Below are 25,868 nucleotides of genomic sequence, written 5' to 3' on the forward strand. Positions count from 1 at the left end.
TCTTTTTATGCAAGTCAATTTCAAAAATAGACGGCCAAAACTAAGCCACCCTCTAATCGAAGCTGAATTGCACGTCACTGGATATGAGTTCTTTGCTGCATTGGGCGCATTTTACTTGCGGATGAGATTCAGCGCCGCATGTCGTATGAATAATCAGGAAAGGAACCCCCCTGCCTTCGCATAGCCAGTCATCACCCCAGGTCATCATCGCAAGCATAACCGGAAACAGATCGCGTCCTTTATCGGTCAGACGATATTCATACCGCGCGGGCTTGTCGGAATAAAGCACCTTCTGTAAAAGACCACTGTCCACCAAATGGCTTAACCGGTTGGACAGAATATTTGTTGCGATCTTAAGTTCCGACTGAATATCATCAAAACGACGTATGCCAAGATAAGCCGCCGACAGGGCAAGATTGCTCCAACGGTCTCCAATGATATCGGCGGCCCGTTCCATCATCATGGCCTCGTCCTTATTCTTCACACTTATACGGCTGCGGCGCTGATGACGCGGCGCAACCTGGCAATCCTGACCGGCTCCCGGCCCATCTTTATAGCTGATATTCTTAAGGGTGATTTCCCCGTCACATACATCGCATTTCATCACAGGCTGAAGCGTGTGACCACAAGGTTTATGGATCAATTTAGCAGGAATATCCGCATCACGCGTATACCACGTTTCTTCCCACTTCCAGATCAGAATGGCAATAGGGTACAGCCTTTTGCCCTGCTCCGTCAGTTGATATTCATGCCGCGCTGGCCGTTCCTGATAGAGCACTTTTTTAAAACAACCGACCTCTACCAACTTGTTCAGGCGGTTGATCAGAATACTGCGGGCCATGTTGTTTTTCGCCTGCCAATCGCGAAAACGCGTGACACCAAGAAAAGCATCCCGCAGGATAATAAGGGTCCAGCGGTCCCCGATAATATTCAGGGTCCGGGTGATAGAGCTGGCTCTGACATGTTCCAAGACTGACATATGACCAGAAGATAACGATATTTTGCGGAGATGCAAATAACACTTGCTTAAAGGGACTTTTTTATTTAGTCTTTTTATGAAAGTTACTATCTTCAGGCAAAATATATTACAGTTGCTAAAATTACAGGAAATCATTTCATGCCAATACCAGATCCTCTTAAAAACCACCTTCGTCTGCCGTTGATTTCGGCTCCTATGTTTCTGGTTTCAGGTCCGGATCTGGTAATTGCATCCTGTAAGGCGGGCGTGGTGGGATCCTTTCCCACATTAAACGCCCGCACCATTGATATCCTTGATCAATGGATGTCCCGCATTACCACGGAACTGGATCAGGCGCGGATGGAAAACCCATCGGCAAAGATCGGCCCCTGGGCCGCCAACCTCATCGTCCACAGTTCCAACCGCCGTCTCAAGGACGATATGGAACTGGTGCTGAAATACAAACCGCCAATCGTCATCACCGCCTTGGGGGGGCCTGCCAAAATCATCGAAGCTGTTCACAATTACGGTGGGCAGGTTTATGCGGATGTGAACAGCATTTCATACGCTAAAAAAGCCGCCGCCACGGGAGTGGACGGGCTGGTTCTGGTGTGTTCCGGCGCCGGTGGCCATACGGGCCAGACATCCAATTTCGCCTTTGTTACGGCGGTTCGGGAATTCTTCGATGGCACGATTATCCTGGCGGGCGGCATATCTCAGGGCGGGGCCATCCGGGCGGCGGAAATGGCCGGGGCTGACTTCGCCTATATGGGCACCAGCTTTATCGCGGCAGAGGAAAGTATGGCCGACGCCGCTTACAAACAGATGCTGATCGATAGCACTGTAGATGATATCACCTGCACCAACGCCTTCACTGGCGCATGGGCCAATATGCTACAGCCCAGCATTGACGCGGCAGGCATTGACCTCGCCACTTTTGAAAAAACCAAAGAGATCAACACCAATGACGCACAGGGGGAAAGCAAGGCCTGGAAAAACATCTGGTCCGCCGGTCATGGGGTCGGGGTCATCGCCAAAACCGAACCCGCCCAGAATATTGTTGATCGCCTTTATGACGAATATCAGGCGGCTTGTCAGATTCCAGCATTTTAGATTAAGGCCCTGCTTCCTCATAAGCCAGACAAGGATTTTTTAATGTCAGACGTTATTGATTTTTATTTTGATTTTTCCTCCACTTATTCTTATGTGGCCCATCAGGACATCATGTCTCTCGCCAGAAAGCATGACCTGACACTGAGTTGGCGCCCAATCTCACTCGGGGCCATTTTCCATCAGCAAGGCCATAACCTACCTAAATTGGGGTCGCCGAAACAAAAATACCTCTGGCATGATGTCCAGCGCGCCGCCGATCAGGCTGGCCTGCCCTTTCGCTGGCCGGATATATTTCCTGTCAACAGCATCCCGGCCGCGCGGGGCGCCTACTGGATACAGGACATAATGCCGGAAAAGCTGGAGGCCTATATCGCCACCGTTTTCACCACCACCTTTGCCACGGACCATGATATTGGCCAGCCCGAGACGCTACAGGACATCGCGAAAAATCTTGGCCTTGACGTCGCGGCCTACATGGCCGCCCTAAAAGATGACGTCTATAAAGATCGCTTGAAGCAGGAAACCGCCACCGCTCAGACCCGGGGTGTTTTTGGGGCGCCAACTTTCTGTTTTGGCGACGAGATGTTCTGGGGGGCGGACCGTCTCGCGGCGCTGGATAGCTTTATCACAAAACAAAAGGCCTGATCATGTCTGGAAAAATATATCTCCTCGGGGGCCATCAAACAGATTTTGCCACGAACTGGTTACGGCAAGATCGGGAAATTTTTGATGTCTTCCGCGATACGTTAAATCAGGGCCTGAACAACTGCGGTCTTGACTATGACGATCTCGACTGCGGCCATGTTGGTAACTTCAACGGCGAACTGTTCAATCACCAAGGGATCATGGGCGGGTATTTCGGCATGGTCGATACCAAACTATCCGGTCTGCCCACAGGACGTCATGAAGCCGCCTGCGCCTCGGGCTCCATTGCCCTGCTCGCCGCCACGGCGGAACTGGAAGCGGGCCGATATGGCCTTGCCTGCGTCATGGGTATTGAACAGATGCGGAATGTATCGGGCGCAGAAGCCGCCGCCCACCTCGGCAGCGCCACATGGTTCGGCCATGAATGCCAGAACGTAAAATACCCCTGGCCACATATGTTCGGCAAATTGGGCGATGAATATGACAAACGCTATGGGCTGAAACACGAACATCTGGCGGGCATTGCGAAAATCAACTTTGCCAACGGTCGCCGCAACCCGAATGCCCAGACCAGGGGCTGGCAGTTTAGTGACAACAGCTTTACGGAAGATGATGACCTCAATCCGGTCATTGATGGCCGTATCCGCAAACAGGATTGCGGTCAGGTAACCGATGGCGCAGCGGTTCTTTTCCTCGCCACAGAAGAACGCGCCTGCGCCTATGCCGATCGACGGGGAATATCCGTCAGCACGATTCCCTATATCGAAGGCTGGGGTCACCGTTCGGCGCCACTGGCGCTCGATCAGAAAATGGCCGAAAGCGCCGGGGCCGACTATGTCTTTCCTCACATTCGCGGGACCATCACAGATGCTTACCAGCGGGCCGGTCTGACTGATGTCAGCGCCATAGATGTGATCGAAACCCACGATTGTTTCACCACCACCGAATATATGGCCATTGACCATTTCGGCATCACGGCCCCGGGGGAAAGCTGGAAAGCCATTGAGGACGGCCGTATCGCGATGGACGGCGAAATTCCAATCAATCCCAGCGGCGGCCTCATTGGCTGCGGCCATCCGGTGGGCGCCACCGGCGTACGGATGCTGTTGGACGCCTGCAAGCAGGTCAGCGACACGGCGGGAAATTATCAGGTGGCCGGCGCGCGACGCGTCCAGACCCTTAATATCGGCGGCAGCGGCACCACGTCTGTCAGCTTTATTGTCAGCAAAGATTAATCTTCAGGAAGTACACCTTATGGAAGCCTATATTATTGATGCGGTGCGCAGCCCCAGAGGCGCCGCCCGCGACTGGGGAGCGCTTGCCCAGACCAAACCCATTGAACTTCTACGGCAGCTCTTCGTCGCACTGGAACAGCGGACTGACCTTGATACGGCTCTCGTCGAAGATATCATCCTGGGCTGCGTCAGCCAAACCGGCGAACAAGGCGGCAATCTCGCCAAAATCGCGGCGCTTTATGCCGGATGGAACTCCAATATATCCGGTCAGACCGTCAACCGTTTCTGCACCTCTGGCCTCACCGCCTGCTCTACCGCCGCGGCAAAGATCATGGCGGGCATAGAAGATATCGTGGTGGCCGGCGGGATTGAGTCCATGTCGCGGGTGGCGATGTTTTCCGACAAAGGGCCCTGGTATAGCGACAAACAGGTGATGGCGCAGACCAAATTCATTCATATGGGCATTTCGGGTGACCTGATCGCGACACAGGAGGGCTTCCGTCGCGAAGACGTTGACGCCTATGCCCTGCGCTCGCAACGAAACGCCGCCCGGGCCCGGGATGCCGGTTATTTCGATCGCTCGATCATTGCGATCACGGATGCCGAAGGCCAGATGATCCTGGATAAAGACCAGATCATCCGCGCAGACACCACCCTTGAGAAACTCGCGAGCCTGGAGCCAAGTTTTGCCGCAATAGGCGCTCAGGGACTGGACGCCATCGCGCTGCAGACCTACCCTGAGCTGGAGGCCATCAACCATGTACATCATGGAGGAAACTCTCCGGGCATGGTCGATGGCGCCGCCTTGCTCCTTTTCGCCTCCGCCGCACAGGTAGAAGCACACAAACTGACCCCCCGCGCCCGGATTATCAGTATGGCCAACGCCAGCGTCGAGCCCGTGGTGATGCTGACGGCAGGACAGATGGCAGCAAAAAAAACGCTCGCCAAGGCGCGCCTCACACCAGAAGATATCGACCTATATGAGGTTAACGAAGGCTTCGCCGCCGTGGCGCTCAAATTTCAGCGTGATTTCAACCTCCGGGATGATCAGTTCAACGTCAACGGCGGCGCCATCGCCATGGGCCACCCTTTAGGCGCCAGCGGGGCGATCCTGTTAAATAGCCTGCTCGACGAACTGGAACGTCAGAATAAAAAACGTGGTCTGGTGGCCCTTTGCGGCGGTGCCGGTGTCGGTGAAGCCATGATTATCGAGACCTTATCTTAAGAAATACCGGCACCTCCTTGCCCTCTTCAATAAAGAAACCCGGCCCGGCGATTAAATCACCGGACCGAGCTAAAATGTTCACAAAGGTATATTTGAGCTTTGCTTATTTGGCCTTTCGCGGCTTATCAAACACTTTCGAGAAAAACAAACTGTTCATAAACAGTTTATTGGTGCCATAAAAGTAAGCCCGGAAATTGGGATTGTCCGTAAACAGAACAACACTTCCCTTGCCATGGCGTTCCGCCAGCAGCATGGTCTTACCCGCCAGCTTCTTCTGGTTCTTCTCAGAAGCATAGCCGCTCAACAGGGCGTTCTCCTTAATCCGCACCACCGTCGCATACGGGTTTTTCGGCGCATCAAATGCAAGCAGCGTATTACGGTGACTGGCGATATCGCGATCCGATACACCATAGCCAATCGGGTGAGTAATATCGAGATCACCGGCCATAACCGCGCCGCCAATGATGTCCTGAACCTCGTTCATGACCTTGTCACCATACAACAGACGCTCTGGTGCTGTTGATGTTTTGTCAGCCGCCTCTTTCTTCGCATCTTTCTTGGCGTCCTTTTTGTCCGCCAGCAGACTGTCATAGGCCCATTTCGCCCCCTGACGATGGGCCACCAATGTGCCGCCCTGCTTGACCCAGTTGTTGATCTGATCGGCGACTTTGCCTTTCAGGTCTTTGTGATTGCCGCCCACCAGAATGACATGGGTGAAATTTGCAAGATTGATCTTGGCAAGATTCTGCTTGTCAATCATCGTGACCGGCATTTTCATACGCTTGTCAAGCAAATGCCAGACTTCACCGGCATCATATGATGCAATGCCTTCCCCGGTCAGAAGCAGAACTTTTGGTGCTTTCAGCACTGAAAAAGACAAGCTGCCGAGATCCATGCCTTGGGTCGGCGTATGGACACTGCCGACGCTGTGTATCTTGACACCGTCTTCCTGGGCGATCTGCGTCATGATTTTATGCAGGTCCTGATCAGAATGACCGCCTTGTCTGCCGACCGGCACCATAATGCTGCCCCGGTCCATTTTCTGAATGCCCTCGGCGGTTTCTATTTCAAACGGTTTTGTCGCGACCCGGGGCAGATAACCGGCATTTTGCAAGCGATAAAGCGCTTTGGGCGCATAGTAGTTATGCCAGGAGAAAAGATAACCCGAACCGGCCTTCTCGGGCACAGGCGCCGCCACCGGTTTTGGTGTTCCCAATATCTCTCCGGCGATGTTCTTGCCTGAAACTTCTGCGTAATCCAGATCGAACGCCAGAGGCAAGGTCCAGCCGGACACATCGTAGAAAGTATTATTTTCAAACGTCGTGATTTTACCAAACAGGCCTTTGATCAACCGATACTGCGCCTGATTGGTTTCCACCAGATAGGATTGGCCGGCCCTGAACAGTTTCTTATTAACTGTGACATCTTTCGTGGTGCGTTTCACCGCAATCTGATGCCGGTTCAATAGGTCAAGCGCATGATAAATCCGCGCCGGGTCTTTCGGTGCCGCAAAAATATACCCTTTCACCTTGTCCTTTGCCGCAAGTTCCCGGGTTTCCGCCCCAAAACTCTTTTGAAATTTCAGTAATTCCGGCCGTAATTCTACCCCGGCGCGCACAATTTCAAGACTGGTGCGATAATGGGTGCGAATATTGTCCCGGAAAGAGACCACACCGTAATCGCTGTCCTTAAAGCCATCACTATGAGCCTGCTCGAACAGAACCCCGACAGTTCCGTGCACATGCGGATAAGTAGAGCCCTTGCCGAGATAGAAATTATCATAGCCTTCTTCACTGAAGTACAGCCGCTGTTCGCCGTCCATAAAGGCCCGCGGACGGTCCGCGACCTTATCCAGCAGCGCCATTGATTTTTGTGGAATCAGCGGGTGGGTGCGATCCGCCGCCCCGGGGTGGAAATAATAGGTTTTATCCGTCGCCATCTCATGATAATCGGCGTTGATATTCGGCCGCCATTGGTGAAATTTTTCTACCCAACCCTTGGCTTCCGGATGCTGCAACAACAACCACTGACGATTCAGATCGAACCAGTAATGATTGGTACGCCCGCCCGGCCAGAAGGTGTTATGCAGACGATGATCCGGATTGGTCACCGGTACATCCGCGCCATGCATATGGTTCCAGGCCGACTGGCGGCTGCTGCCATCGGGATTAAAGGAGGCAATCACAAGAATTACCGATTTCTTCAGTGTTTTTTCAATCTCAGGCCCTTCGGCCGCCGCAAGGTGATATACGACCGGCAAAACGGCGTCGGTGGAACTGACTTCCGCCCCATGCACCCCGTAATTGAGCCATGTCACCACCGGCATGTCATCAGGAATACTCGCCGGGGCATCTTTACCGCGCAAGGCGTTGTGAGCCTCGCGAATATCGTCAATGCGCGCATGGTTTTCCGGTGATGTGATGGTTAGCATCACAATCGGGCGACCCTCATGGCTATAGGCGATAACTTCCGAGGTAACCCTGTCCGAGATATTGGCCACATCCGTCAAGTAGCGTACCAGCAAATCGTTGCGGGCGACCCGATGGCCGAGTGGATGACCGATCATCGTCGCCGGCTTCGGAATGGCGGCATTGAATTTTACCGTTTCCGGATAGAAGGGTTTATCAAAATCCGCCTGCGCCTGAAGCTGACCTGGGACAATGCCCGAGAAAGTACCACACATCAGGCCTAAAATGGCCAGTTTCCTGAGTCCAAAATGTTTCCTGAGACCAAAATCCTTCATAATATTCCTTTTCATTTTTGACTTTATTTCACCAACCACTCTTAGTGATTTTTACGTAGAGCTTTCCCAGCCAAATCACCGGTAAAACGACCCTCCTCTATGACGACCTTGCCGCCCAAAAGGACCCACTGCATACCTTCTGTCAGCTGTTCCGGATGCGCAAAATCTGCTTTTGGCCGGTATTTTTCCGGATCAAGAATAATCACATCCGCAACATATCCCGGACGCAAATAGCCGCGCCCCTTCAGACCGAAAACATCCGCCACCTGCCCGGCGCTATGGTAGACAAACTCAGACAGAGTTAAAAGTTTTTCTCCCACGACATAATCGGCGTATTTCTTTGGATAGCTGGCAAATTTTCGCGGGTGTCCCGTACTGCCATCCGACGACGTCATCACCCAGGGCTGGGTCATAAAGCGCCTGATATCCTCAGGCGCCATATTGAAAGACGCCACCCGGGCATTTCCCTCCTGAATGATCCATAACGCCGTATCTATGGCTGACTCATCGCGGGTCTTGGCGATTTCCGCCAATGTCCTGTTTACCAGATCCGGCTTTTCCTTATCCGTGATCAACACGGCTTCGGCCCCGCCGCGACGGCGAAGATTCTCGGTCATTTCTTCCCGTATCCGCTTGCTCAAAGAGGGATCCTGAAGGCGCGCCTGATATGCATCCTTGGACCCCGCCATCACCCAGCGTGGCATCAGGGCACCGGCAACGCTGGTGCCTGAGGCACGCCAGGGATATTGGTCCGCCGTGACTTTCAGCCCCTCTGCCTGCGCCTTTTCAACCAGTTGAACAATATCACGGCTCTGACCCCAGACATCAACGCCCAGCGCCTTGATATGGGCAACATGCACCGCGATACCTGTCTGGCGGGCGATATCGATCACCTCAGAAACCGCCGCCTTCAAGCCGATGGAATAACTGCTTTCATCGCGGATATGGCTGTCATACATCCCGCCGTGATCCGCTGCCACCTGGGCCAGGGCCACAACTTCATCGGTTGCGGCATAAGACCCGGGGACATAATACAACCCTGTTGACAAACCCAGGGCGCCATCCTGCATCGCGCGGGCGACATATGACTTCATTTGCGCCAGTTCTTCGGAAGTCGGCGCACGATCCGCCCGTCCCATAACCGCCGCGCGCACCGCCCCGTGACCAACATAGGTCGCCACATTGGTGCCGATGCCGTCGCTTTCGAAGCGGCTCAGTTTCTCACCAACATCAACGGCACCGCCCCCGTCGTTGCCGATAAACACAGTTGTAACCCCCTGGGTCAGGTAATTCAGGTTGGCTTTCCGTTCGGGGCTGCTCAATTCGGCGCCCGCATGGGTATGGGGATCAATAAAACCGGGGGCGACAACCATGCCGGTTGCGTCAATTACTTTGTCCGCCTGCAGCGTCTCATCCAGATGCGGCCCGACTGCATGAATACGACCATCTTTGATGGCCACCTGAAGAAGAGCCGCTTTTTCTTGCCCCCCTTCAACAAACAATCCGCCTTTGATAAGAGTATCGACAGTTTCCCGCGCCTGCGCCGCCGGTACTGAACTCAGGCAGAAAAGACACATAACACATAATGTCCACAGGACGGATGCCCGTCTCTGGGTCAGGAGAAAATTCGAAAATCGGGATCGTTCAATCACTATAAATACTTTCCGGTTAAGAGAGCTCTGGCAGGGATGACGTCACAGTCTGAATATTTATGATGTGGGAACGTGGTTCCCGTCACACGTGATCGTTTCCCTATTCATGGCATCGGTTTCGTCGGGGATGAACAATGGAGTGTAAGGGCAATATAAAATTCTGTCGAATATATTAAAATAGGTACGCCATAACAAAAAGTTATACTCTGGGGGAAGGCTGCGGCTCGTCAGCCTCATCCCCAGAGGTAAGTTCTATTTCTTACGATAATCAAGAGGTGGTTTACGGTCCCCCAGCAAAGCCTTGTAGGTAAAGCCAGGCCCGCGGCGTTTTTCCATTTCCGCCTTGGCAGCGGCCACAAGTGTCGGCGTCTGGAAAAGTTCAATGGCGCTCAATGCCATGACTTTCGACGCCACCCGCATTCCCTTCAGGCCAATACTCATGTTTCCCGCCGCCACAGCTTGCCAGCTATGGGCCGATGTTCCCGGCACCCAGGTTGCCGTAGACAGCCAGTTGGTCGGCGCAATCCAGGAAAGATCCCCCACATCAGATGAGGCTGACAGAACACGGTCTCCGGTTTCCAAATCCTGAATTTGTTCGGCACGCTTGAGAGAAACCGGCCCCAGCGCGTAACTTTCCATGACTTTATTGGCGAATTTGGTTTCTTCAGCCGTATAAGACACACCGCCGACCCGCGTCAGATTGCGATGTACCAGACGGCTCATCACATCATTGGGCAGAACGGGGTAAACTGCATTCAGGATTTCGCTTTCAACCCGGGTACCGGTCCCCAATGCAGCACCTTCGGCCGCGTTTTTAATCCAGGCCCATGTTCTTTTTACCTCTGCCGGATCCGGATGGCGGGCGTAGTAATAGACTTCGGCGAATTTAGGGACCACATTCGGCGCATCGCCGCCGGCGGTAATGACATAATGCACTCTGGTTTTTTCCGACAGATGTTCACGCATCATATTGACCATATGATTCATGGCCTCTACCCCGTCAAGGGCGCTGCGGCCTTTCTCAGGGGCAGCAGCGGCATGGGACGGCGTACCGTAAAAGCGGAATTTACCGTTATAGTTAGACAACGTACTGAGCGAATTAGAAGCATTCTGGTCCCAAGGATGCCAGTTCAAAAGCGCATCAACATCATCCAGGTGTCCCTCACGGGCAAGATAGACTTTCCCGCCCCCGCCTTCTTCTGCTGGTGCGCCATAAACACGAATGGTGCCTTTGTGACCTGACTTTTTCAACCAGTCCTTAACCGCAACCGCGGCCTCTATTGCGCCAGTCCCGAGCAGGTGATGACCGCAGGCATGACCGGCGCTGTTATGAGAGTTGACTGTCCTGACCGGATCCGTGGTTTGCGACAAGCCCGGTAAGGCATCAAATTCAGCCACAATCCCGATCACCGGCTTTCCCGAGCCGTAACTTGCAACAAAAGCCGTCGGCATCCCTGCGACGCCCGCCGCAATGGAAAACCCCTTCTGTTTAAGATGTTTTTGCAACAGAGCGCTGCTTTGAACTTCCTGATGTCCAATTTCTGCCAACGCCCCGATACGCAGGGCAATGTCATCATAGACCTTGCCCTGACGGTCCATCTTTACCAAGAGGCTATCTTGCCAGTCCTTACCATCCTGCGCCAGGCTTGTCTGGCTGCATACTATGAAGGCGGCACCTGTCACAACTCCCCCAAATACCTGCTTAATCTGCCTGATCTTCATAATATGTCTCCTCCTGAAAATAACCATGCCTACCCTATGTCCGATAAGCGTAAATATCAATCCGCCTGAGCTTAAGTCATTTTCCAGACAAAACATAATTCCATTTTAGGGGCCAGGTATAAGGCAAAGCTATGGCTTATGCGCCGCCATTCTGGAGATATGCTGATCCAGATGCTGCAAAAATTTCTGCCTGTGACTTAGCAGGTTTTCAAGAGAAAAACTGTTGCCCATGATATCTTTTAAATGGCCCCCTTGCGGGTCACTGGCCCAGTCATTATGAGGAAATGCGATATCGACCCGATGCGGCGTGATCGCAAGGTCAACCTGTCCCTGAGTCAAATCTTTCAGTGTCGCAGACAATTTCTCGAGCACGCGTCTGTCATGATCAACCGAAGATAATGGCACCAAAGTTGAGAACACCCCGCGGCTGGCATAATAGGTATACCCCAGATCCTGAGGGCCGTTAAACATGCCGATCATCATCCCAAAAAACAGCTGGGCGTTTTCCGCGCTCAAAAACTGCTTTCCCCCCTGATCGTGAAGATCAAAACTATACGAATCCGTTTCCGTGATTTTGCCATCATCGGGACAAATTACCAGAACACTGTCCTGAATAAAGAAGAAAGCCATTGCCGCGGCAATTTTCTGCATGGCCTGCATCTTGTCGGTCACCCTGTCATCAAGAGCCACCGTCATACTGATCGACGGCGTAGTTATGCCCTCATAACCACCGGAAACCAGTTTATGGCTCTTCACTTCTGAGATTATGTTTTCTACGTAAGGTGATGAAGAAAAAAAAGAATCCGTGACTGTGACAAGTGACTTGAACAGGTCTTCTTGTTGCCGGGTATTTAACTTGAAAACCCCTTCCAACCTGTCTTCACCCGTCGCAACTGCCGCATTGATATGCGGGATCGGGGAATAAATAATCTCACATACATCTTCCGCCATGACGGTGTGCGTCTGAAAAGAAAAAAGACAAATCAATAACAGTCGCTTCATCATATCCTCAGTCCTTCATATCCATATTCTGACGACGCATTACGCCATGTTCATCCCGACTTACAGGGGTTTTAAAAGCCGGCAGGCTACGTTCCTTCAGCGCCTCGATAGAAACGCCGTAAGGCCAGTCCGACGGCGCGATGGCGACATAACGGGCATACCCGCCCGTTCCACCTTCCGGTTTAGCGTATCCGATCGCCAGCAGCGCCCCCTGTTCCGGCACCTGATCAAGATTAGCCACTCCTTCAGCTTGTGCATGATTGTTATGCATCAGCCAATATTCTCCTTCCAGATTCGGTGTTGTATCCGTATCCAGAGGTTCATGCCCATGAAACAGGATATGACGTTCCTGATGCAGGAATTTCAAAGCCGCCAAGCCCACGCCGGGAAAAGGTTTCTTGTTAAACCGTTCTATATCACGCCATTTTTTATGCCAGTCAGAGCGCACCATCACGACAGACCCTTCCGGGATTCTGCCATATTTGTCTTCCCACGCCTTAATATCGGAAACCTGCAGATGATATCCGGCATCTTCCGCCACCTGTGGTGCGATATTAATCACCACAAGCGGTCTGATGGCATAAGTCGCCGGAATCTCGCTGATCGTGGCGCCCATCGGATTCCAATGGGCCGGTGGGTCAAGCTGCGTCCCGTACTGATCCGTCGGCAGGACATAAGCCGTCGCAACAACCCCGTGTTTCTCATAAGAAAAAATTTCACCCTTACCTATAAACCCCGGAACGTCATTTTTTGCCTTCGCCGGTGCAAATTGAGCGTGATCAAATCCGTTCCAGACCGCCTGTTGCGGCTCAAAAGCATGAGTCAGGTCGATATATTTCGCCGTTTTCAGAGTAGAGTTGTAAACCTGCCACAGGGATATGGGCTTTGCAGGCTCTTCCGTTATCGGAGCGCAGGCAGAAAGAGCAAGCAAACTTGCTGTTAAAATAAACCGGCGTGTTGAAGTTGCAAAACAAAAGAACATCTGGTCCCCTTTCCCGTGGAGTGTTTCAGATCAAGCCGGGCCACAAGAAATCAATCTTGCATGCCCGGCTCACACTGTATCAGTCAGCCCTTAGAAGCTATATTTCGCCCGGGCATATAAGTAGCGGCCATTAGACCCGATCGGTGACAAAACATCATAGGGCAGATTGCCAAAATAGTTAAGCAACTCATCAGACTGGTCCGGGTAAGTGTCCAGAATGTTGTTCGCCCCCACCGCCATTGAGATCGCTTCGTTCAAGGTATATTCAACCTCAAGGTCAATCGACCATTTGGCGCCATAAGTCTGTTCCGGCTCAAATCCCCCACCAAAATCAAACACCCGCGTGGTTTCCCCAAAACGGGTCGCCCGGGTCATCAGGCTGATGCTGTCATTATGCCAGATGGCGGACAAGATCACCTTGTTGCGGGGAGCCGCCGTTTCAAGCGTGTTCCGCTCTTCCACACCAATAACGTCACTGGCATTCAGACCGGCAATCGGATGGATCGCCAAAACGTCGGTTTTTGAATAGTTATAGGCCGCCATCAGATCCAGCTGGCTGTCTCCCAGATCGTGAGTATAAGTGGCGATCACGTCGACGCCCTTGGTTCTTGTATCGACAGCATTGGTGAAGAAGGTAATCGCGCCACCATCATCGGTGCCCATGCTTTCCGATAAGGTAATCCGGTCATCAACATCAATCATGAAGAAGTCAACGGTGACATTCAATCCTTCTGTCAGATCCGCCACAAAACCGGCGCTTAGATTAAAGGCCTTTTCTTCCGTCAGTTCCGGTGCGCGCGGATCGCTCACCGGCAACTGGGTGACCGGGATCAGAGCGCCGCCATCACCAAAGCTGAAATTGGTCTGGCGGAAATGCGATTGCGCCAACGCCGGTGCACGGAAACTGTTGCTGATCGCGCCGCGCAGGGCAAATCCATCGCTCAGTTCAAAACGGCTACTGGCCTTGCCGGTGAAGGCGCTACCAAAATCATCGTAATGTTCGTACCGGGTGGCCAGACCAACCATAAAGGCTTCCGTGACGTTCATTTCCACGTCGGCATACAAGCTGAACACATCCCGTCCGACGCTGGCGACATCCGATGCCGGAATACCGGGTCCCGCCTGGGCTCCAATAGCTTTACTGTTATCATCTCCGGCCTGGTAGGACGCCGGATCGCCAGCTTTGGTCGAGAAGCTCTCATGGCGATATTCCGCCCCGAAAGCGACACTCATTGGTCCTTCGAAAGCCGAAACCTCATACTCATTCACCACATCGAGATTAATCATGAACTGCGCATTGGTATATTCCGCCAGATCAAACTCTGTCGGGCTGGCCGCGCCAAGCGACGCGTTCAGGGAATTCTTCACCCCGTAATCAAAATTATTGCGGCCATAGCTCACACCCAAATCCCAGTCCCATCCGGACACTTCCCCGCGTCCCCCGAAAGACAGAGACAGGTCATTATTGACCCCGGTGGTAATCGGGCGGAAGCCCTCTGGGTAGATTGACTTTACGTTCTGATAACTGTCCGGATAACGGAAGAAACCTGTCCCGTCCGTATCGGAATAGGCATAGGTACCAAAGGAATATAATTCCATCTCGCCCACCGACATGCCCATGTTATAAAACCCGTTGAACGACTGGCTTTCCGGATCACCGGCATAGTAATTTATCTTGCCAGCCCGGGCGGCATTATCCGGGGTATCTTCCTCAAAGAAAGGCACCAGATCAAAACCGGCGCGATTTGTACCATTGCGGTCCCGGAATTCGCCCCCGACATGCAGAAACCCATCCGTGCCGATCTTGAATCCTGCATCAGCCATAATCAACAATGTTTCACCATCCGTGATATTACGGTCTGTCGCTTCATGATGGGTGGCGTGAAATCCGTAAGACGCGGAAATCTGCCCGCCTTCATCACTGTCTTTAAGCACCATGTTGATCACACCGGCAATGGCATCCGACCCATATTGCGCCCCGGCGCCATCCCGCAACACTTCGGCCCGTTTCAGGGCAATCACCGGGATAGCATTAAAATCTACCGGCGCAGTACCCCGGCCAATCTTGGTATCAAGCTGCACCACAGCCGAGGTGTGACGGCGTTTGCCATTGACCAGAACCAAAACCTGGTCCGGGCTCATGCCCCGTAATTGCGCGGCGCGTACGTGATCGGATCCACTTGAATTTGATTGACGCGGGAAACTGAAGGCCGGCACCAACGTCTGCAGCGCCTGTCCCAATTCACCCCCGATTGTCGCGGCTTTCTCAAACGCCTGAGCATTAATAACATCTACCGGTACCGGACTGTCAGCCAGGCTGCGGCCTTTACTGCGGGTCCCGACGGTGACCACTTCCTCTATCTCCAGCGGAGCGACCTCATCGGCGGCAGTGGCCAGCACGGCCGGGGTCAGAGATAAAGCAAAAATACTGCTGCTTATCATTAACTTGGTCATCATTCGGTTTTCTCCCTTGAACTTAACATTATGTGATGTCTAGAATAAATAGCGTAATTGAACATATGTTCATAAATAATACTATTGTAGCCATACTGACATAAAATAGCAATCCCCCTCCGCATATTCTGCGGAGGGGGATCGGAAAACCAAAAGAAACAAATTATCTACGCAACAAGGCGGCGACCTGGGCTTTGAACGCACGGCAATTTTCAGGAACCGTCGCATCCCCTTTATGCAACGCCCCGCCAATGAGGAACATTATATCTTTCCCGTAGGCGTCGACCATGTCCTGAACATTTGAAAAGTTCATGCCCCCTCCGGGAGACGCAACGATCGGCTTCAGGATGGCCATGGGATCAGTGCAGCCCTTGACAATTTCCAGACACTGATCGCGGGTGAAGGAAAAACGTCCGCCAAAATTGGGATAAATACTGACATCCGCCCCGGCCAGACGCGCCAGTTGTCCAAACAGCGCGTAAAAGGAAAGGCCATTATCGGGGCTGGCGACATAACTGCCCAGATGGGATGGATGACACAGGATGGGCAGGCCGATCCGGTCATCATCCGCCAGACGACGCATCATGTCAAATCCGACGATGCCTGGCGGGACCAGCAGACCGCCAACGCCCTGCTCTTTCGCCCAGATCGCATCTTCGACAATCTGCTCCGCCGGAGAATTCAGGCTTACCACGTAGCGGCTGCTGCCTCCGGTCTGTTGATTGGCTTTTGCCACTTGTTCCACACACCGGGACACCCGCTCACGGAAAGGCGCAAAAGGCTGATCAGCAAGACCATGATCATCCTTGATAAAGTGAAACTCGCCCAACGCCAGTTGATAAGCCTGCTGCGCCAGTTGGTCTGCGGACAGCCCCATCGGTTTCAACGCGGAACAATAGAGCTGTTGATGTTTTTCGCCAACCAGGTCGCGCAATCCCTGAAGACCAAAACGCGGCCCTTTGAAACGGGACAGAAAACTGTCAGGAAATTCAAGACGATCGACCCGCACGCCCGGCATCAGGCTGACATTACCAAAAATGACATTCATGGTCTGGGTCAGGCTAAACCCGGTAATTTCAACGGCATAGGAAATCACCACCCGCCAGCTGTGGTCGTCCAACGGCGCCAGAGAGACAACCTGTCCCATCACGTGACGGCGAATATCGTCATCCCCGATCAGTTCCGCCGGGAATTCAATGGTCTGTTCGACACAAATGTGGCGGGCAAACGCCTCCACATCCTGCGCCTCGCAGCGCAAACGGTAAAATACCTGGAACCGTTCCCCGGATATATCAAGCGTTACATTCTCAATCATCTCACAAGGCCTCGGCTTTGGCGTCGCTATGGACAGCTTCGATCCGGTGCTGATCCAGATCTTCCTGGGCAATATTCAACCTAACTTTCATCATTTTTTCCACATTACGCACCAGCGCCATGGCGTCCAGCTCATGTTCCGCCATCAGATAGCCTTTGCTTGCCCCATGAGAATAGGTGTCCTGCAGGCCGAGCCGCACCAGTGGTTTCCCCACCCCATGCTCCGCCATCATTTCGGCCACGGCAGAGCCCAATCCACCGGTCACCAAATGATTTTCCATGGTGATAACCCCATGCTTTGCGGCGCGAATGGCGTCGAGCACAGTCGGGTCGGTAAAAGGCTTCAGGGTTGAAATATGCAAATGGCTGACCGACACGCCCTTGGCCTCTAGCGCCGCCCCGGCCCGCAAAGCCTCCTCGGTGATAATGCCGGAGGTCAGCAAGGCGACATCACCGCCCCGCCGGATCACCCGGGCCCGGTTCAGCACCATCGGCTCCGATTTTGGAAACAGTCGCGGCATTTCCCCGCGCAGAAAGCGGACATAAACTGGTCCGTCAATGGCCTGGGCGACATCAAGCACAGATTCGACCTCTGTCGCATCACCGGTTTCCAACACGGTCATATTGGGGGTCGCCCGCATGATGGCGATATCCTCAATTGCCTGATGGGTCACCCCGCCCGGCGTGACAATTCCCGGCAGGAACCCCATCAGGCGCACCTTCAGATTGGGATAGGCCACCGACATGGCAAGCTGATCATAGGCCCGACGGTAGATAAAGACCGCAAAGGTATGAATGAAGGGCGTGAAGCCCTCCCGCGCCAAACCAGCGGCAAAACCCATCATATTCTGTTCCGCCATACCCATGGAAAAAAAACGGTCCGGATAGGTATCGCGCCATTTTCCAACTTCACAGGAATTGGTGAGATCCGCTGACAAAACAAGCACTTCCGGCTTGTCTTGCGACCAGGTGATAAAATTCTCCACATGAGGTCGTGATACAATTTCCATATTATGATCCTTCCCCGCACATCATGTCGCAGGCGGCTTGATATTTTTCTTTCTCTTCCACAGACCCGAATCGCAGATAATGCAACGCCGCACCGCGTTCCTTCAGCAACGGCACCCCGCGGGTTGGGTCGGTCCGGGCCAGCAGGAATAAGGGCTTTCCGGGTTGCCGGGCACTTAAGGCCCGCTCCATCGCCGCCAGATCATGCCCCGGAACGTCAATCGCCACCCCGCCAAACGCATTAATCTTGGCCGCCAGAGGGTCAATGCTCATCACCCCGTCCATCGGACCATCGCATTGCTGACCGTTGACATCGACAATTACACTGACATTATCCAGCTTATGATGCGACAAGGCCTGAATGGCTTCCCAGGTCTGACCTTCCTGAAATTCACCGTCGGACATCATGACCCAGACCTGCCCCGCCTCAGCCTTGAGCCGACGCCCGAGCGCGATACCGCCGGCCTGACTGAGCGCCTGAGCCAATGATCCGGTGGTGGTTTCCACCCCCGGTGAATGTTCCGCCCCGATCAGTTCGACCGTGCTACCGTCTTTATTGAAGGCTTCCAGCCCTTCGGGGGCCATACGACCGACCTCGATCAGAGCCATATAGAGCACCAGCGCATAATGGGCCGGTGAAAAAATAAACCGGTCCTGATCCGGGCCGGGGATGCCATTATAGGCCCCGCCACTGACATAGGCCTTATTGTCCTTTCCCGGCACACCGGGAAAAGCCACCGGGACCATGGGGGCCTGAGACGGCCCCAAATTCATCGCCCGGGTATAGAGAAAGGCGAAAATTTCAGCGGAAGAGCATATCTGGCTCAGATAACCGCCGTTATTGCGCATGACATAATCAAAGCCCCGCACCCGCATGGCATCCGCCACATCCTGTGCCCGGGAGATCCAGTCATCCTTATAGAATTTGGTCTCGGTCATCTATTCGTGATCCTGTTCATTGGAGAGAAAAAGTGTCTTGAGGGTTTCGTCGAAAGGCGGATAGATAATCCCCTTCTCGGTGATAATGCCGCTGATCAGATGGGCCGGGGTAACATCAAAGGCGGGATTGAATACTTCTGCACCTTCCGGCGCCACCTTGACACCGTCAATTTCGGTAATTTCAGACGCCGGACGTTCTTCAATCTCGATCTGGTCACCGGACGGCATTTCAGGATCAATGGTCGAGATTGGCGCCGCCACAAAAAACGGCACCCCATGCGCCTTGGCGACAAGCGCCAGATTATAGGTCCCGATCTTGTTCGCGACATCACCATTCATCGCCACCCGGTCGCAACCGACAACACACATGTCCACAGACTTGTTTTTCATCACAAAACCGGATGCGCCGTCCACAATAATCTGATGTGAAATGCCCAGTTGCTGCAATTCCCATGAGGTCAGCCGCCCCCCTTGCAGACGCGGTCGGGTTTCATCGACATAAACATGAACCTTGCGTCCCGCTTCATGGGCGATGCGGATAATGCCGAGCGCCGTGCCGTAATCCACCGTGGCGATGCCGCCGGTATTGCAGTGGTGAATGAATGTCGCCTCCTGCGGCACGATGTCCAATGCGGCATGGCCGATCGCTTTGTTTATTTCAACATCTTCCCGCGCCAGTGCATGTGCCGCGTCAACCAGGGCCGCACGATAGGCCACAAGCGAGGTCGGTTGCTGTCGCGCGACCCGATTATGCATCTGATCCAGCGCCCAACAGAGATTTACCGCCGTCGGCCGGGACGCCCGCAGGATCGCATCCGCGTCCGCCACCCGCGTCATCGTCGCTGATAACAGGTCACTTTCTTCCTGCCAGGCGGCAACGGCCAGACCATAGGCCGCCGTTACCCCGATCGCCGGTGCGCCCCGCACCACCATATCGGTGATCGCCGCCGCGATATCCTCGACACGGGACAGGGTGACATATTTCAGCTCTGCCGGAATTTTGGTCTGATCAAGAAGACGCAGGGCTTTTTGATCTTCCAGCCATTCGATACTTTTATAGGCAGGCATGGGTTACTCCTCAAGCGTTTGAATAAAATTTTGTACCAGAAGGCGCAGACGCGGAATGATCTGCTCTACATTCTCCCACACCTCTTCTTCTGTCGTAATTGCCGCCGCGTCAGGGTCATCAATAGCCATATTGGTAATGGCGCTGACCGCCACCACCCGAATTCCGGCATTGCGGGCCACGATGACCTCAGGCACTGTCGACATACCAACAGCGTCCACGCCCAGCTGGCGTAACAGTCTGATTTCCGCCGGTGATTCAAACGACGGCCCCACCAAAAAGCTATAGACACCTTTATGCAGCCGAACATCATGCGCCACCGCGCTCTGCTGCATCTTGATGATATGTGGTCGGTGATAGGCCTGATTCAGCGGTGTAAAGCGTGGACCAAGGTCTGGCAGATGCCGCCCCCGCGTCGGGTCAAGCCCTGTCATGCCCGCCAGATCAATATGGTCGTCAATAAGCATCAGATCGCCAACGGCATAGTCCCGGTTAATCCCCCCCGCCGCATTGGTGATCACCAGATCCTCGACACCGAGCATTTTCATGATCCGCACCGGGAAAGTCACCTGTTGTGGCGTGTAGCCTTCATACATATGCACCCGCCCCTGCATGATTACCGCAGGCTGCCCCAGCAACATGCCTATATGCAGACAGCCCGCATGGCCTGGCGCGCTGGAGGTCGGAAAATGCGGCAGTTGATCATATGGAATTGCCACCGCATCACTCATCAAGGCCGCAATATCGCCCAGACCGGACCCCAGAATCAGGCCCACTTTCGGGCGTAACGGCGTCAGGCCGGCAATCGCCGCGCAAGTTTCTTCATACTGCGCCAAACTGTAATCAGTCATCATGGAATCAGAGGTCTTTGTGCACATCAGATAAATATCCGGTTTTTTGACTTATGAACTTATGAACATATGATCATAGTATTAACATATGTAAATAATGTCGTCAAGAGTGGCCAAGTAGCGAGTATATCACAAACTTAACAACAGGCTTACCAGAGCGGCACTCATCATATTGGACAGGAAGCCAGCCACGACAGCTTTAAATCCCATCCGGGCGATTTCCGCCTTACGGGCTGGTGCCATCGCCCCTAGCCCGCCGAGAAGAATAGCGATGGAACTTAAATTGGCAAAACCGCAAAGCGCAAATGTCGAAACAATGACCGTATGAGGGTCCAGGCTATCCTTGATCTGCTGCAGTTGAGCATAGGCAACGAATTCATTGAGGATAAATTTCTGCCCCACCAGATTGCCCGCCGCCGCCGCATCCTGCCAGGGAATCCCCAGAAGATACATCACTGGCGACAGCAATTTTCCAAGGATCAGATCCATCGTGATACCTTCAAAACCGGCCAGGCTGGCCAGCCCCCCGACCATGCCATTGAGCATGGCGATCAACGCCACGAAAGCCACCAGCATCGCACCGATAATGGCGGCTATCTTCAGCCCTGCCGCCGCGCCACTGGCTGCCGCATCAATGACATTGGCCGGACGTCCCTCATCCTCGACCGCCATAATGTCGATCACCGGCTCTGGCCGCGTCAAATCGTCCGGTTTCATTATCTTGGCCATCAGCAGCCCCCCGGGCGCGGCCATAAAACTCGCCGCGATCAGATAATCAAGCTGCACGCCCATACTGGCGTATCCTGCCAGAATGGCACCCGATATTGACGCCATACCGGACACCATAATGGTAAAGAGCTGCGCCTCGCTCAACTGATTAAGGTAGGGCCGAACCACCAGAGGCGATTCCGTATGGCCTAGAAAAATATTGGCGGCGGCACAGAGCGATTCCACCCGCGATGTCCCGATCAGCTTGCGCATAATGCCCCCGACAAGCATCACCACCCACTGCATGATATGAAGATAATACAATACCGAGACCAGGGCTGAAATAAAGATGATGACCGGAAGAACACGAACAAAGACCAGAAAACCATATTTATTCGTCGCCAAATCACCGAAGAGAAATTCAATGCCGTAGCCCGAATAATCTATAACATTCTGAACCCCGGACGACATGACTGCCAACACGTCCTTGCCCAGAGGGACGTACATGGCAAAAGTCGCCAGGGCCGCCTGCAATAAAAACGCGCTCCCAACAATACGAAGGTTAATTTTTTTACGGTTTTCCGACAGGAGCCAGGCCAGTAACAACACCAGAATGATACCAAAAAATCCAGATCCCACGCAACTCTCCCTTTACATCTAACATATGTTCAATAATGAAACATATGTTGATTATTGTGCAAAAGCAACTTCTGACTAATGAGACAGCACCGTCCCTTAACCTATCGGGCGATACTACGGGTCATGGCTTCGGCGAGTTCCACATCAATGATAATGCGGTTAAGGATACCGCAGCGAATGGCGCCAACCATCGAATTCGCCTTGTCAGCGCCGGCAGCCACACCAATGATATTGTCAATATTACGCAACTGCGCCATATCGATGGATATCATCGCCTCCTGCCAGGCCGTTTTGATTTCCTTGCCTTCAATGTCGTAATAATGGGACAAGACATCTCCGACCGCTCCTTGCCGCGCGACCTTATCCAGTTCATCTGCGGAAATATATCCGGCCTTGACCAAAGTGGACTCCGTACTGACGTCACCAATCCCGACAAGGCCGATATTGCACTTTTCAACCCAATGCAGGGTATTCTTGATTACAGGGTCCTGCATCAGACTATCCCGAACGGCCGGGTCCTTCAGGATCACGGGGGCCGGCAGAGATTCCACAGGAATGCCAAACGAAAGCCCCAGACGCAAACATATATCCTGTGCATTCGCCGTGGCGATCCCACCGACATAACCGCCGAGTTGCACCACCCGTTCCGGCGCATATTTTTCCTTCCGCAACAAATCTGGAATCTGCATCAGGGTACTGCTCCAGCCAATCCCCAAAATATGATCCTGCCTTAAGTTCTGGGACAGATATTGCGCGGCCCGTTCCGCAACTGCGGCTTTGGCGTCATTGTCATAGTTTTCGACCACGATAACCTCCAGCAGATTATCTGATGCAAATTCATTCTCTATCAGGGTTTCCAGATGCGTGGCGTGGGACAATTTCCTGGTAATTTTAATCTCGACGAATCCTTTCTGCCGCGCCTGCTTCAACAATCGAACAACCGTCGGACGCGAAAAGCCAAATTTCTTGGCAATCTGCTCCTGGGTATTACCATTGGTGTAATATAACGTAGCAGCCTTCAAAATCAGTTCATCGTTATTTTTTTCACGGGGCATGAAAGTTTCCTTAATTTCTCTTCACCGAGCCATAGCATATCCTGACAAAATATTCACTTCTGAATTTTTGTTCAGTAAAAACAGACTTTCTGGATAATTACAGCCAGATCTTCTCCCTCATTCCGTCTTTCCTGGCGCGAAATAAAACTGTCCCATTTTGGGAAAACTGTTAAGCATTCTTTACAGTTTTCACACAGAAATATTTTCACTATGCATCGAAACTGCAGAAACCTTATGGTTAACAAAACAGGCACGATAATTGCATGTAATCTAATACAACCGTCAATAAGTAGAATAGTCTAAAAAAAATCTACAGCGGTTGTATATATGGAGAAAATTAATCAACAATTTTCAGAACTAAATCAAACGTCATTATCGGCCCTAAAAAGGTCCATCATAATGATACCCAATGGAGGGGATATATTTAATATGAAAAGTACTTTTCTAAGTTCAATCGCAATAGCACTTGTCGCCTCAGTTTCTATACCCGCACTGGCTTCCGCCAGTGTTGTTAATAGTACTGATTTAATTATCGATTTAGACACAATTAATCAACATGTCCACGGGCCGGCCTGCAGTCACAATAATGCCCTGTCTTCCGCTCTGGAACAAAAACATCAGGCAATCTCCGGAAATGCAGCCTATGTCGCCATGGCGCCCGCCATCGCGGCCGTCGCCCCCGGCGTACCGGCCTCAACCGGGGCCAGCAGCCAGGGAACCCAGTTGGTATTCCTCGACTTTGACAGCGCAACCACAGGTACATACACCCGGACTTATAAAGAGAATGCCGACGGCTCCGGAGCCGACGTTACCCAGGTATTCCAGGAACATATCTACACAGCCCCGGAACGTGCGGCTGTAATGGCCAGCATGCAAAATGATTACGGCCATTTCGATATCGCTTTTACGACGGAAAAACCGGCAGGCGGCGAGTATTCCACACTGTTTTTTAACGCCAACATGCCCGGCGAAGGCAACGGCGTTGAGGCCGGCATACGGGTCGCTGACGGGGGCCGGGTAACAGGCATTCTCTGGGGTGCAGCGGACAATATCGACTTCCGCAACCTGAACCGCACAGATAATGCCAACCTGGACGCCAATTTCTGGGATGTTATTTCTGATAGTGGTTTTACTACCGTAACCGGCTTGGCCGCGACAGAAGAAAACCGCGCCATCGCCATTACCCGCCAAACCGCCCAAACCGGTTCCCATGAACTGGGGCATGATCTGGGACTACGCCACCACGAAGCATGGGGGCCTCTCGGTACTGGATTGCCCACCACCGGCGTACCAGCTGATGGTCAATTCATCCCTGTTTATACTGGCCCACGAGGGGCGGATGAAACAACCCGACACCTGATGGTATCAGGGGCCAGCGGCGGCTCCAGTCTCGGTGGCTCTGTCACACAAGACAGATTCTTTGGCCTGCGCTCCGCTACAAAATTGACTTTCAATGAAGAAGGTCGGGTAATTCAGGAACAGGCTGGCCCGGGAGCACAATTTGTCGAACTGGTTAATCTTGATGTACCAAATACCGTAGAAAACGGACGGGACAAGAACAACCGGATCAGAGTTGCTGCGATTTCCATCGAAGGCCGGATTAGCGAAAGCGATGAAACCGACCTGTATATGTTTGAAGGAAATAAAGGCGATATCTTTAACTTCGAACTGACCTCCTTCGTCAATTCCAACAACCTTGATTATATGGATGGTATTTTGGCGATTTTCGATGATCTTGGTAATTTCCTGACCTATAATGATGATGATTTTGAAGGTGTGGATTCGTTCCTGTTCGATTTCGTCCTCGAATATACCGGGAGATTCTTTGTACAGGTAAGTTCTTATAACTTCCTGCATCCCATTGATACTGTTGACGGAGACTTCTCTATCGGTAATTATCAATTATACGCAACCCGGACCACCATTCCGGCACCAGGCATCTTCGGATTGATGATTCTGGGCCTCGTCGCTATGGGGCGCCGGAAATCATTGCTGAAATAAACCTGATCAGGAGCACCCCAGGATGAAATTATCTCTTGTTTATTTTATCCTGCTGCTCATGCTAACAACCGCCGCGCCTTGGCATCTGAATGCCCAAGGCGCGGCGGACCTTCAAAACGCTGCCGCACCAGATAAATCCTATCGCGTGGACATTGCCGCAGCCCCCCTCACCCGGACGATTCAAAACGCCGCCGCCATTGTGGTGGCCCATCGTGAGAATAAGTTCCCTCTCTCTTCCTCCCATGATCAAACCGTCACCTATACTTTTAAAGTAGTGCAGTCTTTGAAAGGCGATGTGCCAGATTTCATTGAGGTTCAAAGCCCTGGTTCCACCATGCCTTTTTCTCCACAAAAAGATCAGGACTACCTGCTTTTCCTCGCCTCACAGAGCAACGACGGGACCGCAAAATCCTACGGAATCATGTCCCACGCGCTTACCACCGCCCTGATCTTTCCAGTAGCGGCAACCGGACAGTTAGGCGGACGCAAGCCGCCCGGACGTGACTGGCAAAACCTTACTCTTGATAAAGTCAAAACCCTGATCGCATCTGAATGA

Annotated in this window: 20 protein-coding genes; 6 read left to right on the forward strand and 14 right to left on the reverse strand. The window is 52.8% G+C overall.

Annotated elements, in window-relative coordinates; genetic code table 11:
• Positions 1 to 52 precede the first annotated feature (52 nt).
• Positions 53 to 970, reverse strand: a complete 918-nt coding sequence (locus FIV45_RS10445) for a winged helix-turn-helix transcriptional regulator (RefSeq protein WP_181040061.1) — start codon at positions 968 to 970, stop codon at positions 53 to 55.
• A gap of 147 nt (positions 971 to 1,117) precedes the next feature.
• Between FIV45_RS10445 and FIV45_RS10450 the strand changes: the two genes are divergently transcribed.
• From FIV45_RS10450 to FIV45_RS10465, 4 genes are read left to right on the forward strand one after another with little or no spacing between them, the layout of a single operon-like run.
• Complete coding sequence (locus tag FIV45_RS10450) at positions 1,118 to 2,071, forward strand: NAD(P)H-dependent flavin oxidoreductase (protein ID WP_099472290.1); 954 nt, start codon at positions 1,118 to 1,120, stop codon at positions 2,069 to 2,071.
• 42 nt (positions 2,072 to 2,113) lie between these two features.
• Positions 2,114 to 2,716, forward strand: a complete 603-nt coding sequence (locus FIV45_RS10455; protein WP_099472289.1) for a 2-hydroxychromene-2-carboxylate isomerase — start codon at positions 2,114 to 2,116, stop codon at positions 2,714 to 2,716.
• A gap of 2 nt (positions 2,717 to 2,718) precedes the next feature.
• Positions 2,719 to 3,951 carry an acetyl-CoA acetyltransferase gene (locus tag FIV45_RS10460; protein WP_099472288.1) on the forward strand — a complete coding sequence of 411 codons (1,233 nt, stop codon included), beginning with the start codon at positions 2,719 to 2,721 and terminating at the stop codon, positions 3,949 to 3,951.
• A gap of 19 nt (positions 3,952 to 3,970) precedes the next feature.
• On the forward strand, positions 3,971 to 5,176 hold the full coding sequence (locus FIV45_RS10465; RefSeq protein ID WP_099472287.1) for an acetyl-CoA C-acetyltransferase: 1,206 nt from the start codon (positions 3,971 to 3,973) through the stop codon (positions 5,174 to 5,176).
• 103 nt (positions 5,177 to 5,279) lie between these two features.
• On the opposite strand, the gene FIV45_RS10470 is transcribed toward FIV45_RS10465, so the two are convergent.
• The 13 genes from FIV45_RS10470 to FIV45_RS10530 all read right to left on the reverse strand — a co-directional run bounded on the left by FIV45_RS10470 (position 5,280) and on the right by FIV45_RS10530 (position 23,311).
• Positions 5,280 to 7,919, reverse strand: a complete 2,640-nt coding sequence (locus FIV45_RS10470; RefSeq protein WP_165776978.1) for a M14 family zinc carboxypeptidase — start codon at positions 7,917 to 7,919, stop codon at positions 5,280 to 5,282.
• Positions 7,920 to 7,960: 41 nt separating this feature from the next.
• Positions 7,961 to 9,571: an N-acyl-D-amino-acid deacylase family protein gene (locus tag FIV45_RS10475; protein WP_139932339.1), complete on the reverse strand. Its 1,611-nt coding sequence runs from the start codon at positions 9,569 to 9,571 to the stop codon at positions 7,961 to 7,963.
• Positions 9,572 to 9,823: 252 nt separating this feature from the next.
• The gene (locus FIV45_RS10480; RefSeq protein ID WP_099472284.1) at positions 9,824 to 11,293 is read right to left on the reverse strand and encodes an amidohydrolase; all 1,470 of its coding nucleotides are present in this window, start codon (positions 11,291 to 11,293) and stop codon (positions 9,824 to 9,826) included.
• A gap of 129 nt (positions 11,294 to 11,422) precedes the next feature.
• Positions 11,423 to 12,298 (reverse strand): hypothetical protein, encoded by an 876-nt coding sequence (locus FIV45_RS10485; RefSeq protein ID WP_099472283.1) that lies wholly within the window; start codon positions 12,296 to 12,298, stop codon positions 11,423 to 11,425.
• Positions 12,299 to 12,302: 4 nt separating this feature from the next.
• Positions 12,303 to 13,277 (reverse strand): cyclase family protein, encoded by a 975-nt coding sequence (locus FIV45_RS10490; protein WP_099472282.1) that lies wholly within the window; start codon positions 13,275 to 13,277, stop codon positions 12,303 to 12,305.
• A gap of 90 nt (positions 13,278 to 13,367) precedes the next feature.
• Positions 13,368 to 15,734, reverse strand: coding sequence for a TonB-dependent receptor plug domain-containing protein (locus tag FIV45_RS10495; RefSeq protein ID WP_099472281.1), 2,367 nt, complete (start codon positions 15,732 to 15,734; stop codon positions 13,368 to 13,370).
• Positions 15,735 to 15,894: 160 nt separating this feature from the next.
• The gene (locus tag FIV45_RS10500) at positions 15,895 to 17,046 is read right to left on the reverse strand and encodes a RuBisCO large subunit C-terminal-like domain-containing protein (protein WP_099472280.1); all 1,152 of its coding nucleotides are present in this window, start codon (positions 17,044 to 17,046) and stop codon (positions 15,895 to 15,897) included.
• A 1-nt stretch (position 17,047) separates the two neighbouring features.
• A complete protein-coding gene (locus FIV45_RS10505; protein ID WP_099472279.1) occupies positions 17,048 to 18,055 on the reverse strand; it encodes a transketolase family protein in 1,008 nt (335 codons plus the stop codon).
• Between the two features lies 1 nt (position 18,056).
• Positions 18,057 to 18,992, reverse strand: coding sequence for a transketolase (locus tag FIV45_RS10510; protein ID WP_099472278.1), 936 nt, complete (start codon positions 18,990 to 18,992; stop codon positions 18,057 to 18,059).
• The gene (mtnA, locus tag FIV45_RS10515) at positions 18,993 to 20,060 is read right to left on the reverse strand and encodes an S-methyl-5-thioribose-1-phosphate isomerase (RefSeq protein ID WP_099472277.1); all 1,068 of its coding nucleotides are present in this window, start codon (positions 20,058 to 20,060) and stop codon (positions 18,993 to 18,995) included.
• 3 nt (positions 20,061 to 20,063) lie between these two features.
• On the reverse strand, positions 20,064 to 20,936 hold the full coding sequence (locus tag FIV45_RS10520; RefSeq protein ID WP_204844754.1) for a purine-nucleoside phosphorylase: 873 nt from the start codon (positions 20,934 to 20,936) through the stop codon (positions 20,064 to 20,066).
• Between the two features lie 102 nt (positions 20,937 to 21,038).
• Positions 21,039 to 22,256, reverse strand: coding sequence for a NupC/NupG family nucleoside CNT transporter (locus FIV45_RS10525; protein WP_099472276.1), 1,218 nt, complete (start codon positions 22,254 to 22,256; stop codon positions 21,039 to 21,041).
• Between the two features lie 101 nt (positions 22,257 to 22,357).
• Positions 22,358 to 23,311, reverse strand: coding sequence for a sugar-binding transcriptional regulator (locus FIV45_RS10530; RefSeq protein WP_099472275.1), 954 nt, complete (start codon positions 23,309 to 23,311; stop codon positions 22,358 to 22,360).
• Between the two features lie 429 nt (positions 23,312 to 23,740).
• Here FIV45_RS10530 and FIV45_RS10535 point away from each other — a divergent pair, with 429 nt between their 5' ends.
• A complete protein-coding gene (locus tag FIV45_RS10535; protein WP_133118554.1) occupies positions 23,741 to 25,312 on the forward strand; it encodes a zinc metalloprotease in 1,572 nt (523 codons plus the stop codon).
• Between the two features lie 22 nt (positions 25,313 to 25,334).
• Positions 25,335 to 25,868 (forward strand): hypothetical protein, encoded by a 534-nt coding sequence (locus tag FIV45_RS10540; protein ID WP_099472273.1) that lies wholly within the window; start codon positions 25,335 to 25,337, stop codon positions 25,866 to 25,868.

The organism is Paremcibacter congregatus (genome assembly GCF_006385135.1).
Taxonomy (GTDB): domain Bacteria; phylum Pseudomonadota; class Alphaproteobacteria; order Sphingomonadales; family Emcibacteraceae; genus Paremcibacter; species Paremcibacter congregatus.